Below are 12,294 nucleotides of genomic sequence, written 5' to 3' on the forward strand. Positions count from 1 at the left end.
CTGTCATTGATTTAATCAACCCTGCAAGTTAAAAAACTGCTGCTATACTTATTTCCGTGCTTGATTAGGACAACCATCAATAAGAGGACATTAATGATGAGTACCGCAAAACTGGTTAAAACTAAATCGTCTGATCTGATTTACACCCGTAATGACGTCGCTGACAGCGATAAAAAAGCGACCATCGAGGTGCTCAACCGTCTGGTAGTGGAGTTTATTGACCTGTCGCTGATCACCAAGCAGGCGCACTGGAACATGCGTGGCGCCAACTTTATTGGCGTACATGAGATGCTGGATGGTTTCCGTACCGCCATTACCGATCACCAGGACACTATCGCTGAACGTGTAGTTCAGTTAGGCGGCGTGGCGCTGGGTACCACTCAGATCGTTAACGATAAAACACCACTGAAAAGCTATCCGTTGAACATTCATAGCGTGCAGGATCACCTGAAAGCGCTGGCCGATCGCTATGCGATTGTGGCGAACGATACGCGTAAAGCTATCACTGAAGTCAGCGATGAAGATACCGCTGATATCTTCACTGCGGCATCGCGCGATCTGGATAAATTCCTGTGGTTTATCGAATCGAATATTGAATAAATTTCAGTGTTATAACGAAGGCGGGTTATCCCGCCTTTTTTTACGTCTGTAACATTGTGGTGCTTTTTTTGACGTTGTTAACATTTCCTTAATCCCTTCTTTCGCTCTCCCCGCCCTTGGTGCACACTGTGCCTGCACCACAACAGCACCACGCACCAAAATGAAGCACCAATAAGGTGCAAAACTTTTCCTCTGCGCAAAATCGTGTCAGCAAGTGCTTAAAACTACTGATTTCGAGCAAAATGAAAAGTTGGCATAATTTTTTCATATGATAGGCCGTACATCGGGCCACCAGGCCTGAGGGGTAATAAGGAAAAAAATGATGAAGTCATTGATTAAAGTCTCCGTGGCCGCGCTGGCGCTGGCCTTCTCGCTTTCCTCCACCGCAGCAGACAAAAAACTGATCGTCGCAACCGACACCGCATTTGTTCCCTTTGAGTTCAAACAAGGCGATAAATACGTCGGTTTTGACATCGATCTGTGGGATGCCATCGCGAAAGAACTGAAACTCGATTACGCCTTCAAGCCAATGGATTTCAGCGGCATCATTCCTGCGCTGCAAACCAAAAACATTGACCTGGCGCTGGCGGGTATCACCATCACCGAAGAACGTAAAAAAGCCATCGAGTTCTCTGACGGCTACTACAAAAGCGGCCTGCTGGTGATGGTGCGCGAGAATGAAAAAGACGTTAAGAGCATTGACGATCTGAACGGCAAAGTGGTGGCGGTGAAGAGCGGCACCGGTTCGGTGGATTACGCCAAAGCGCACATCAAATCGAAAGATCTGCGCCAGTTCCCTAACATCGACAACGCGTACATGGAGTTAGGCACTAACCGTGCTGACGCCGTGCTGCACGATACGCCGAACATCCTGTACTTCATCAACACCGCCGGTAAAGGCCGCTTCAAAGCGGTAGGCGAGTCAATTGAAGCGCAGCAGTATGGCATCGCGTTCCCGAAAGGCAGCGACGACCTGCGTGAAAAAGTGAACGGCGCCCTGAAAACTCTGCGCGACAACGGCACTTACAACACCATCTATAAAAAATGGTTCGGTACTGAACCAAAATAATTGCGGCCTGAGCCGATTTTTCCAGCAGGGAGCCTGACACTCCCTGCTTTTTACATTTCCACGCAACAGATTTTGGAGTCACACCATGGAGTTTGACTGGAGCGTCATTTGGCCTGCCCTGCCGATTTTAATCGAAGGCGCCAAAATGACCCTGCTGATCTCGGTCCTCGGCCTGGTCGGCGGTTTAATTATCGGTTTAGTTGCCGGTTTTGCCCGCGCCTACGGCGGCTGGATCACCAACAACATCGCCTTAGTCTTCATCGAACTGATTCGCGGCACGCCAATCGTGGTTCAGGTGATGTTTATCTACTTCGCCCTGCCGATGGCTTTCCCGGATCTGCGTATCGATCCGTTCAGCGCGGCGGTGGTCACCATCATGATCAACTCCGGCGCTTATATCGCGGAAATCACGCGCGGTGCGGTACTGTCGATTAATAAAGGCTTCCGTGAAGCGGGTCTGGCGCTGGGTCTGTCGCGCCGCGAGACCCTGCGTTATGTGATCATGCCGCTGGCCCTGCGCCGTATGCTGCCACCGCTGGGTAATCAGTGGATTGTCAGCATCAAAGATACGTCGCTGTTTATCGTGATTGGCGTGGCCGAACTGACGCGTCAGGGTCAGGAGATCATTGCCGGTAACTTCCGCGCGCTGGAGATCTGGAGCGCCGTTGCCATTATCTATTTGGTTATTACGTTGGTGTTGAGCTTTGTGCTGCGCCGTATTGAGAAAAGGATGAAAATTCTGTGATTGAATTTAAAAACGTCTCGAAGAATTTCGGCCAGACTCAGGTTCTGCACAACATCAACCTGAAGATTAATCAAGGCGAAGTGGTGGTGATTATCGGACCTTCCGGTTCCGGTAAATCCACGCTGCTGCGCTGCATCAACAAGCTGGAAGAGATCACCACCGGCGAGTTGGTTGTCGATGGCATGAAGGTCAATGATCCGAAAGTGGATGAGCGACTGATTCGTCAGGAAGCGGGCATGGTGTTCCAGCAGTTTCATCTGTTCCCACAGATGAGCGCGCTGGATAACGTCGCCTTTGGTCCGATTCGCGTGCGTGGTACGAAGAAAGAGGAAGCGCATAAGCTGGCGCGTGAGCTGTTGGGTAAAGTGGGCCTCGCCGAGCGTGCACACCACTTCCCGTCTGAGCTTTCCGGTGGTCAGCAACAGCGCGTGGCGATTGCGCGTGCGCTGGCGGTGAAGCCGAAGATTATGCTGTTTGATGAGCCAACCTCAGCGCTGGATCCCGAGCTGCGTCACGAAGTACTGAAAGTGATGCAGGATCTGGCGGAAGAAGGCATGACGATGGTCATCGTGACGCACGAAGTCGGTTTCGCCCAAAAAGTGGCTTCGCGTCTGATCTTTATCGATAAAGGCACCATCGCAGAAGATGGTAACCCGGACGATCTGATCACCAACCCGCCGAGCGACCGTCTGCGCGAGTTCCTGCAGCACGTATCCTAAGCTCTGCCATTAAACCGTCGCCCATTTTCGGCGGCGGTTTTTTACATGCAGCATTTGTAGCGGCGCGATTTATCGCGCCACTACGGCAGGTACCACGATTCAATTTTCCTTTTCAAAATCTTCACCTTCCATCACTGACTATACTTCTCTCTTGTGCCGCTGCGCGAAGCTAAAGGAGAAAAGCGATGTCGTCTGCCAGCCCACCATGGCGTTCAGCCGTGTGGTTACTCTTCAGTTTTTTCACTCTGTTTCTCATTCCCCCGGCGCAAGCCGTTAATCTGCCGCAGGCGGCCGTCGCAGCACAGCAGTCGCAAACCCCGGCAGCGGATAATAAAGCCGAAGACGAACCCAGCTTAGACGAGAAAAAAGCAGCCTATGCCGCGCTGGCGAATATTCTGGATAACAACGCCTCGCGCCAGGAACTGATCGATCAGTTACGTCAGGCTGCCAACAGCCAATCCACCAGCGACCAACCGGTGCTGGCGCCGCCGCAGGCCAATCAGGACGATCTCACGGTACTGGAGAGCGTCACCAGCGTAACGCGTGAATATGGCGGCGCGGTGGCCGCGCAGTTTGTGCAACTGCATGACAACATCACCAATGCGCCACACAAATCCTTTAACCAGCAAACCTTCTTCAACGCGCTGAAATACTTCGCTGCGCTCTCCGCCGCGGTGTTTGCATTTTACTGGCTGACACGCCGCCTGATGTGGCCGGTGTGGCGCCGCATGGGCCGCTGGGGACGCGATCAAAACCTTGAGCGCACCAAGTGGCTGCACTTGCCCGCCACTATCTTGATGGCCTTTGTGCTCGATATTGTGCTGCTAGCGCTGACGCTGTTTGTCGGTCAGATCATCAGCGACAACTATCACAACAACAACCGCACCATCGCCTATCAGCAAGGCCTTTTCCTTAACGCCTTCGCGCTGATTGAGTTCTTTAAAGCGGTGCTGCGGCTGATATTCTGCCCGCGTTTCCCTACGCTGCGCTTCTTCCACTTAACCGATGCGCGCGCCAGCTACTGGAACACGCGTCTGAGCTGGCTAAGCGGCATCATCGGTTACGGTTTACTGGTGGTGGTGCCGATTGTCTCCAATCAGGTGAATATTCAGGTGGCGGCGCTGGTCAACATGCTGATTATGGGGATCATGACCGGCTGGGCGCTGTGGCTGATTTTCCGCAACAAAAGCAACATCCATCATGAACTGTCGCGTCTTGCCGATCGCAGCTTGAGCTTCTTTGCGCTGTTCATCCGCGCCTTTGGCATGGTGTGGCACTGGCTGGCCAGCGCCTACTTTATCGCGCTGTTCCTGTTCTCGATCTTCAATCCCGGCGACAGCCTGAAGTTTATGATGTCCGCCACGGTGCGCAGCCTGGCGATCGTGGTTATCGCTGCGCTGATTTCCGGCATGCTGACGCGCTGGATTGGCAAAACCGTCACGCTGTCGCCCGACATGCGCCGCAACTATCCCGAGCTGCAAAAGCGCGTTAACGATTGGGTGAAAGCGCTGCTGAAACTGGCGCGCGTGGTCACGGTGTTTGCCACGCTGTTGCTGCTGCTCAACGCATGGAATCTGTTTGATCTCTGGCACTGGCTCACTATTGGCGCCGGCCAAAAAATGGTGGATGTGCTGATTCGTATCGTGATCATTGTGCTGCTGTCGGCAGTCGGCTGGACGCTGCTGGCAAGCCTGATCGAAAGTCGCCTCGCCTCGGATTCGCATGGCCGCCCCATGCCGAGCGCACGCACCCGCACGCTGCTGACGCTGTTTCGTAACGCGCTGGCGGTCGTAATAAGCACCATCACCATTATGATTTTACTGTCGGAAGTGGGCGTCAATATTGCGCCGCTGCTGGCCGGTGCCGGTGCGCTCGGTCTGGCGGTGTCGTTCGGTTCGCAAACGCTGGTGAAGGACATCATCACCGGCATCTTTATCCAGTTTGAGAACGGCATGAACACCGGTGATCTAGTCACGATTGGCCCGATCACCGGCACCGTAGAGCGCATGTCAATTCGCTCAGTGGGCGTGCGCCAGGATACCGGCGCGTATCACATTATTCCGTGGTCATCGATCACCACCTTCGCCAACTTTGTGCGTGGCATCGGCTCGTTCGTGGCGAACTATGATGTGGATCGCAGTGAAGATACCGAACGCGTTAACCAAACGCTGCAGGGCGCGGTGAAAGAGCTGCTGGAGAACCCGGAGATTCGCGGCATGGTGATTGGCGAGCCGAGTTTTGCCGGATTAGTGGGATTAACCAACCAATCCTTTACCGTGCGCGTGTCATTCACCACCCAGCCGCTGAAGCAGTGGACGGTACGTTTTGCGCTGGATGATAAGGTGAAGAAGCATTTTGATGCGGCCGGCATTAAAGCGCCGCATCAAACGGTAGCAGTGATGCAAACCGGCAGCGATATTCCCTCCGCTGCCAGCTTACCGGCGTTGCCGCCGGCGCAATGAGGTTAGCGTTTCAGCCGTTTGGCGCGCGTCACCGGCGGCTGGAACGTCCAGGCAATAAAGCGGCTCTGCTTCTGCCCTTGCGCCATTTCGATGATGCGCACTTCATAAGCATCGAGATCGCGCAGTTGGTCGCGCAGCGCCGGTAAATTCTCTTTGCGCGAGACCAGCGAGGTGAACCAAATAATGGCGTCTGAGTGCGTCACGCTTTCAGCGATCATTTGACCAACAAACTTGCGCTCGCCGCCGTCACACCACAATTCGTTGTGATGGCCACCAAAATTAAGCGGCGCATTTTTGCCTAAGCCAAGGTTGCGCGTTTTGCGCTGTCCCACGCTGGCCGCCTCTTCCGCAGATGAATGGAAAGGCGGATTGCACAGCACCGCATGATAGCGTTCATTCTTATGCACCACGCCGGCGAAAATCGCCGAGGCCTCTTTTTGCCGACGCAGACGCACGCCGCGCTGCAAGCCCGGATTACTCGCCACAATCTGCCCGGCCACGGTAATCGCTTCGGCGGTGATATCGGTGCCGGTGAAGCGCCAGCCGTATTCGGCGTTGCCAATCAGCGGATAGATGCAGTTCGCGCCGCAGCCGATGTCCATTACATCCAGATCGCGTGGAACCACGCCACCGTTGTCGCTCGCCAGCAGATCGGCCAGCGCATGCACGTAATCGGCACGGCCCGGCACCGGCGGCGTCAGATAACCTGCAGGTAGCTGCCAGTTGAGGTTATAGAACAGCTTCAGCAGCGCCTGATTCAGCAGCATCACCGCTTCAGGATCGGCGAAATCCACCGACAACTCGCCGTAGCCGTTGGGACGCACTTTCACCGCCAGCGGCGGATGGGCTGCGGTCAGAGCAGCAAAATCATAACGGCCCTGGTGGCGGTTACGCGGATGGAAAGGTGACGTGGCGGCTGGCTTGTTCATAGTTTCTCCGGAAAATAGCGCGGGCGTAAGATACTCTGGCTAGCGGCATCGCACAATGCGCTTAATCGAATTCACCGTATTAGATGAGATTAGTGCACCACACTCAGGTTCTCTTATAAGGATGGTTATGACTCGTCAGCGTTACTCTTATCAGCCCCGCGCGGGACACGGTTTGCCGCACGATCCGTTGAACGCCATCGTCGGCCCTCGACCAATCGGCTGGGTCAGCTCGCAAAGCGCCCGCGGCGTACGCAATTTAGCGCCCTATAGCTTCTTTAACTGCTTTAACTATCATCCGCCGATTATTGGTTTTGCCAGCAGCGGCTGGAAAGACAGCGTACAAAATATTTTAGAGACCAAAGAGTTTGTCTGGAATCTGGCCACGCGTCCGCTGGCCGAGGCGATGAATGAGAGCTCCGCATCGGTGCCGTCAGAACAGGATGAGTTTGCGCTGGCGGGATTAACGCCGCTTGCAGCGTCACACGTCAATGTCAGCATGGTGGCGGAAAGCCCGGTGAATTTTGAGTGTAAGTTGACGCAGTTGATTCAGTTGCAGGATGCCCAGGGCCAGCCGATTGATAGCTGGCTGGTGCTGGGCGAAGCGGTCGCCATTCATATTGATGAAGCCCTGCTGGAAGAGGGTATTTATCAAACGGCCAAAGCACAGCCGATCCTGCGTGCCGGAGGCCCGTCGGCCTATTACGGCATCAGCGAAGAACTGCGTTTCGATTTGGTGCGCCCGGACGCTCGCCGCTGATCCTTGGTCAGGTCGCCGTAAATGGCGACCATGTTACAAACCGCTCTTCAACACCTCTACCGCCCGCGCGATCTCCGGTGCCAGCCAGCGGTCTTCCTGCCAGTTGGCAACCACCGCGCGCAGGCGTCGCAATGCCTGCGCCGTTCCCTGCGCCAGCTGCTCTTCGCCGTGGAAATCCAGCGCCTGCGCCGCCAGCAGATACTCGATCGCCAGAATCTGCCACACGTTGCCCACCAGCTTCAGCAGCTTCAGCGCCGCGCCGGTGCCGAGGCTGAGATGATCCTCCTGCAAACCCGAGGTCACATAGTTATCCAGCACCGCCGGCTGCGCCAGCTGGCGATTCTCCGCACAGAGTGACGCCGCCACATACTGCGCAATCATCATGCCGGAGTTAACGCCCGGCTGCGCCACCAGAAACGCCGGCAAGCCGCTCACCAGCGGATTAACCAAACGATCAAGCCGCCGCTCGGCGATGCTGCCGATTTCCGCCATGGCAATCGCCAGCAGATCCGCCGCCATCGCCACCGATTCGCCGTGCGGGTTAGCCTGCGACACTACGCGCCAGTTATCCGCCGTGCCGAGCACCAGCGGATTATCGGTGCAGGCATTGAGTTCGGTTTCAATCTGGCGCGCCGCGTGATCGAACTGATCGCGGCTGGCGCCATGTACCTGCGGCATGGATCGCAAGCTGAGCGCATCCTGAGTGCGAATGCCAACGCTGGTCGCCAGCAGCGGGCTATCACTCAGCAATGCGCGTAAGCGCTGACCGCTCAGCTGCATGCCCGGACTGGCTTTCAGCGCGATCACTTCGGCATCAAAGGCCACCCGCTGTCCACGCAGCGCCTCAAAACTCATCGCACCGGTGACATCGGCCCAATCCAGCAAACGCGCCGCATCATCCAGCGCCAGGCAGGACAAGCCGGTCATGCACGGCGTGCCGTTGACCAGGCTCAAACCCTCTTTGGCCCCCGGACGATAAGGCTGTAATCCCGCCAGCGTTAACGCCTGCGCCGCGGGCATGATCTGGTTTTGATACTCCACGTCGCCGACACCAATCAGCGCCAGACCGATATGCGCCATATGGCTGAGGTAGCCGACTGAACCCTGCGACGGCACCTGCGGCGTTATCTGCTGATTGAGCAGCGCCAGCAGATGCTGCACCAGCGCCACCGACACGCCCGATTTGCCGTGGCTGTAATTGGCAATCGCCGCGCACAGAATGGCGCGCGCCTGCTCACGCGTCAGCAGCGGACCCACGCCACAGGCGTGACTCAGCAGCGTATTGCGCGACAGCTGGCTGAGCTGATCTTCCGGCAGCGTGATGTTGCACAGCGCGCCGAGGCCGGTATTGATGCCGTAAGCTATCTGGCCGCTGGCGACAATCTCATCGACAATCGCGCGCCCCTGCGCAATGCGCTGCCAGGCGCTGACGCTCAAACTGAGTTCCGCGTTGTGCCGCGCCACCTGCACCAGCTCTTGCCAGGTTAATGAGCTGTCGCCCCATACGATGGTCATGCTGGCTGCTCCGCGCCGTGATGGCTGGAGATAAACTGCTTAAAGCGCTGCGATCCCTGCTCGCCAAACATCTCTTCCGGCGCGCCCTGACAATCAATGGTGCCCTGATGCATAAACACCACGCGGTTGGAGACGTTGCGCGCAAAGCCCATTTCGTGCGTCACCACCAGCATGGTGCGCCCCTCTTCCGCCAGGCTGCGCATCACTTTCAGCACTTCGCCCACCAGTTCTGGATCGAGCGCCGAAGTCGGTTCATCAAACAGCATCACTTCCGGATCCATCGCCAGCGCGCGGGCAATCGCCACGCGCTGCTGCTGGCCGCCCGAGAGCTGCGCCGGGTAGAAATCTTTGCGATTGAGTAAGCCAACGCGATCCAGCAATTGCTCTGCCTGGGCGATGCAGCTTTTCTTGTCGCGCTTCAGCACATAGTGCGGCCCTTCAATGACGTTTTGCAGCACCGTCATGTGCGACCAAAGATTAAAGCTCTGGAACACCATGCCAAGGCGTGAACGCAAACGCTCAATCTGTTTCGGATTGGCCGCCAGCTGATGGCCGCGCGCATGGCGTTTCATCTCAATGGTTTCGCCGCCGACACTCACCACGCCAGCATCCGGCGTTTCCAGCAGGTTGATGCAGCGCAGCAAGGTACTTTTGCCCGAGCCGCTGGCACCAAGAATCGAGATGACATCGCCTTGATGCGCCTGTAGCGAAATGCCTTTCAGAACTTCCATCGCGCCAAAGGATTTATGGATATCAGTGGCGGATAAGGTAACGGGTGATGTGGAATGCATATTACTCTCCGGCAAGCGGTTTAACGGCGGGCATCGGCTTTTTTGCGACACGATGCGCCGGGGTCAGACGGCGCTCTAACAGCGCGTATAGCTGGACGATAATAAAGTTGAGGATCAGGTAGATCGCCGCCGCACAGACAAACACCTCCATGGTGCGATAGGTACGCTGAATGATCTGCTGCGCCACGCCAGTCACGTCCCACACGGTGACGAGGCTGGCGAGTGCGGTGGACTTCACCAGCAAAATCGCTTCGGTGGAATACGCCGGCAGCGCATAGCGCAGCATGATCGGCGCGATAATGCGGCGCAGCAGCAGCCAGCGTGACATGCCGCAGGCGAGACCGGCTTCCACTTGTCCAGCCGGCACGGCGAGCAGCGCTCCACGCAAAATCTCAGCGGTGTAAGCTGCCGTACAGAGTGACAGCGCCAGTACCGCGCAGATAAATGGCTCGCGCAGGAACGGCCAGACGAAGCTGTGGCGGATGACGCCAAACTGGCCAAGACCGTAATAGATGAGAAACAGCTGAATCATCAGCGGCGAGCCGCGAAACACCAGAATGTAGCCGCGTGCGAAGCCGCTCAGCACCCGCCAGCGGCTCATGCGCAATGACAAAATGCCAATCGCCAATATGCCGCCGCAGAGAAAGGCGCTGATAAACAGGCCAAGCGTCACCGGCAGCGCGGCGCTCAGTTTGAGGAAGGTATACGAGAGAAAAGCGAAGTCGATCATGCTGCTGCTCCTTAATGCTGCGCCGCAGTGCGACTTTGCCACGCGCGACCAAGGCGCGACTCTGCCCGACGAAACGCATGATTAGACACCAGCGTCAGCACCAGATAACAGGCAGCGCCAACCAGATAAAACGTGAAGTAATCGCGCGTGGATCCCGCCGCAACCTGGCTGGCGCGCATCAGCTCGACGATGCCGGTGACCGACACCAGCGCCGAGTCTTTCAGGCTCATCTGCCACACGTTCGACATGCCCGGCAGCGCGTAACGCACCACCTGCGGCAGCAGAATGCGTTGCGCGATGCGCCAGCGCGGCATGCCAATCGCCACCGCCGCTTCCACTTCGCCTTTGGCCAGCGCCAGACGCGCCGCGCGATACACTTCACCCTGATACGAACCCGAGATGAGCCCGATGGCCAGCGCCCCAATCAGGAACGGCGGCGCTTCGATAAAGCCATCTGCGCCGAACATCTGCCCAACCAGCGTAATCAGGCCGGATCCACCAAAATAGAACAGGTAGATCACCAGCAGTTCCGGGATGCCGCGAAACACCACCGAATAGCCTTCACCCAACCAGCGCAGCCAGCGCTGAGGCGATAATTTGGCGGCCGCCACACCGGAACCGACCACCGCACCAATCATCAGCGCCACCAGCGACAGCAGCAGCGTGGTACAGGCGGCGCTCAGGATCAGGCGGCCCCAACCATCAGCACCAAAACTCAGCAGGCTCATCATCTTTCACCTCACTTACGGAGTTACGTCAGTTTTAAACCACTTCTCACTGAGCTTTTTCACCGTGCCGTCAGCCAGCGCGGCATGGATCGCCTCATCCAGCCTGGCTTTCAGATCGTTATCCGCCATGCGCACGCCCATTGCTTCGCCCTCGCCCCAAATTGGACCGCCGAGCTGTGGGCCGCTGAAGACCAGATTGTTGTTCTCTTTGCGCGCCAGCATCGATTGCGCAAAGGTCACGTCATCGAACACCGCATCGATACGACCGGATTGCAGATCGAGCATCGCATCCGCCGAAGAGGTGTATTCGCGTACCTCGGTATCGCCTTTGAAGTACTTGTCGATAAAGGGCGTGTAAACCGTGCCGGAGGCGATACCAATGGTTTTGCCCTTCAGCGCCGCTTTCAGTGGGGCAATTGCCGCGTTGATCGCTTTCTCGTCGTCATGCAGCTTGATGATGTTGTGATCGGCCGGCAGCAGCGGATTGTCTTTAGTGGTAATAAAGGTGGCGGGCGTTGAAGCGTATGGCGTGGTGAAGTTAACCACTTTTTTGCGCTCTGGCGTGATGACAATCGCATCCATGATCACGTCATATTTTCCGGCGTTGAGGCCGGCGATCATGCCGTCCCAGTTCTGCACCACCAGCTTGCACTGAATGCCCATGCGCTTGCACAGGTCTTCCATCAGTTCCGGTTCAAAGCCGCCCAACTTGCCGCCCGGCAGCGTCAGGTTCCAGGGTTCATAGCTGCCTTCGGTAGCGATGGTGATCGATTTCCACTCTTTCGCCTGGACGGCAATGCCGCTGATCATCAGGCTGGCAAACAGGGTCGTGAGGCAAAAACGGCGAATCGGGGCGCGGTGCGTCATGCGGCTTCTCCTGGCTATTAATCGAATTTGGCAGTCTCTGCTTGTGCAATATTTGCAGATGACCTTTCATGTATATACAAGTTAGCGTGCGGCAGATCATTGTCGGCATAAGCTTTTTGTGAGCCAGCCAGTATAAAAATTCATAATCGCTGCGCGGTCTTTACTTGTACATACAACCTAGCAAGCACTATGCCAAATCGGCAAAGCCGCAAATTCAGGGAGATGGTCACGCGATGGACGTAATATTGCACCGCGAGGAGGCAAGGTGTGCATTGTGGTGGTGCAGGAACATGAATCGTAGCGGCGCGATTAATCGCGCGTATGAATGGCGACCACATTGCCAATCTGAATAACGTGCAATAAATTGCGCCGCTACGAATAG

The 12,294-nt window shown here is 56.4% G+C and carries 12 protein-coding genes; 6 read left to right on the plus strand and 6 right to left on the minus strand.

What is annotated here, in order from left to right:
• Positions 1–96 precede the first annotated feature (96 nt).
• The 5 genes from dps (at position 97) to ybiO (ending at position 5,595) form a co-directional block, all read left to right on the plus strand.
• A complete protein-coding gene (gene dps, locus ACVLVH_RS09505; protein ID WP_036620516.1) occupies positions 97–600 on the plus strand; it encodes a DNA starvation/stationary phase protection protein Dps in 504 nt (167 codons plus the stop codon).
• A 322-nt stretch (positions 601–922) separates the two neighbouring features.
• The gene (glnH, locus tag ACVLVH_RS09510; RefSeq protein WP_036647919.1) at positions 923–1,669 is read left to right on the plus strand and encodes a glutamine ABC transporter substrate-binding protein GlnH; all 747 of its coding nucleotides are present in this window, start codon (positions 923–925) and stop codon (positions 1,667–1,669) included.
• A gap of 85 nt (positions 1,670–1,754) precedes the next feature.
• Complete coding sequence (gene glnP, locus ACVLVH_RS09515) at positions 1,755–2,414, plus strand: glutamine ABC transporter permease GlnP (protein WP_007887744.1); 660 nt, start codon at positions 1,755–1,757, stop codon at positions 2,412–2,414.
• A complete protein-coding gene (gene glnQ, locus ACVLVH_RS09520; RefSeq protein ID WP_498949288.1) occupies positions 2,411–3,133 on the plus strand; it encodes a glutamine ABC transporter ATP-binding protein GlnQ in 723 nt (240 codons plus the stop codon). The genes glnP and glnQ overlap by 4 nt, the downstream gene beginning before the upstream one ends.
• A 185-nt stretch (positions 3,134–3,318) precedes the next feature.
• Positions 3,319–5,595, plus strand: coding sequence for a mechanosensitive channel protein (gene ybiO / locus ACVLVH_RS09525; RefSeq protein WP_280172624.1), 2,277 nt, complete (start codon positions 3,319–3,321; stop codon positions 5,593–5,595).
• Between the two features lie 2 nt (positions 5,596–5,597).
• On the opposite strand, the gene rlmF is transcribed toward ybiO, so the two are convergent.
• Positions 5,598–6,524 carry a 23S rRNA (adenine(1618)-N(6))-methyltransferase RlmF gene (rlmF, locus tag ACVLVH_RS09530; RefSeq protein WP_309835374.1) on the minus strand — a complete coding sequence of 309 codons (927 nt, stop codon included), beginning with the start codon at positions 6,522–6,524 and terminating at the stop codon, positions 5,598–5,600.
• 127 nt (positions 6,525–6,651) lie between these two features.
• On the opposite strand from rlmF, the gene ACVLVH_RS09535 reads away from it, so the two are divergent.
• Complete coding sequence (locus ACVLVH_RS09535) at positions 6,652–7,281, plus strand: flavin reductase family protein (protein WP_192236561.1); 630 nt, start codon at positions 6,652–6,654, stop codon at positions 7,279–7,281.
• 33 nt (positions 7,282–7,314) lie between these two features.
• Here the strand turns inward: ACVLVH_RS09535 and ACVLVH_RS09540 are convergent, their stop codons facing one another.
• From ACVLVH_RS09540 to ACVLVH_RS09560, 5 genes are read right to left on the minus strand one after another with little or no spacing between them, the layout of a single operon-like run.
• Positions 7,315–8,796 carry an HAL/PAL/TAL family ammonia-lyase gene (locus ACVLVH_RS09540; RefSeq protein ID WP_110865806.1) on the minus strand — a complete coding sequence of 494 codons (1,482 nt, stop codon included), beginning with the start codon at positions 8,794–8,796 and terminating at the stop codon, positions 7,315–7,317.
• Positions 8,793–9,587 (minus strand): ABC transporter ATP-binding protein, encoded by a 795-nt coding sequence (locus tag ACVLVH_RS09545; protein ID WP_192236563.1) that lies wholly within the window; start codon positions 9,585–9,587, stop codon positions 8,793–8,795. The genes ACVLVH_RS09540 and ACVLVH_RS09545 overlap by 4 nt, the downstream gene beginning before the upstream one ends.
• 1 nt (position 9,588) lies before the next feature.
• The gene (locus ACVLVH_RS09550) at positions 9,589–10,317 is read right to left on the minus strand and encodes an ABC transporter permease (RefSeq protein ID WP_280172622.1); all 729 of its coding nucleotides are present in this window, start codon (positions 10,315–10,317) and stop codon (positions 9,589–9,591) included.
• 11 nt (positions 10,318–10,328) lie between these two features.
• A complete protein-coding gene (locus tag ACVLVH_RS09555) occupies positions 10,329–11,048 on the minus strand; it encodes an ABC transporter permease (protein WP_101761023.1) in 720 nt (239 codons plus the stop codon).
• A gap of 12 nt (positions 11,049–11,060) precedes the next feature.
• On the minus strand, positions 11,061–11,912 hold the full coding sequence (locus tag ACVLVH_RS09560) for a transporter substrate-binding domain-containing protein (RefSeq protein ID WP_192236565.1): 852 nt from the start codon (positions 11,910–11,912) through the stop codon (positions 11,061–11,063).
• Between the last annotated feature and the right edge of the window lie 382 nt (positions 11,913–12,294).

The sequence above is a fragment of the Kluyvera sp. 1366 genome (assembly GCF_054823405.1).

Excerpts from the sequence above, each read along its gene's own strand:
- dps (WP_036620516.1), top strand. The coding sequence starts at position 97 with ATGAGTACCGCAAAACTGGTTAAAACTAAATCGTCTGATCTGATTTAC.
- glnH (WP_036647919.1), top strand. The coding sequence starts at position 923 with ATGAAGTCATTGATTAAAGTCTCCGTGGCCGCGCTGGCGCTGGCCTTC.
- glnP (WP_007887744.1), top strand. The coding sequence starts at position 1,755 with ATGGAGTTTGACTGGAGCGTCATTTGGCCTGCCCTGCCGATTTTAATC.
- ybiO (WP_280172624.1), top strand. The coding sequence starts at position 3,319 with ATGTCGTCTGCCAGCCCACCATGGCGTTCAGCCGTGTGGTTACTCTTC.
- rlmF (WP_309835374.1), bottom strand. The coding sequence starts at position 6,524 with ATGAACAAGCCAGCCGCCACGTCACCTTTCCATCCGCGTAACCGCCAC.
- ACVLVH_RS09535 (WP_192236561.1), top strand. The coding sequence starts at position 6,652 with ATGACTCGTCAGCGTTACTCTTATCAGCCCCGCGCGGGACACGGTTTG.
- ACVLVH_RS09540 (WP_110865806.1), bottom strand. The coding sequence starts at position 8,796 with ATGACCATCGTATGGGGCGACAGCTCATTAACCTGGCAAGAGCTGGTG.
- ACVLVH_RS09545 (WP_192236563.1), bottom strand. The coding sequence starts at position 9,587 with ATGCATTCCACATCACCCGTTACCTTATCCGCCACTGATATCCATAAA.
- ACVLVH_RS09550 (WP_280172622.1), bottom strand. The coding sequence starts at position 10,317 with ATGATCGACTTCGCTTTTCTCTCGTATACCTTCCTCAAACTGAGCGCC.
- ACVLVH_RS09555 (WP_101761023.1), bottom strand. The coding sequence starts at position 11,048 with ATGATGAGCCTGCTGAGTTTTGGTGCTGATGGTTGGGGCCGCCTGATC.
- ACVLVH_RS09560 (WP_192236565.1), bottom strand. The coding sequence starts at position 11,912 with ATGACGCACCGCGCCCCGATTCGCCGTTTTTGCCTCACGACCCTGTTT.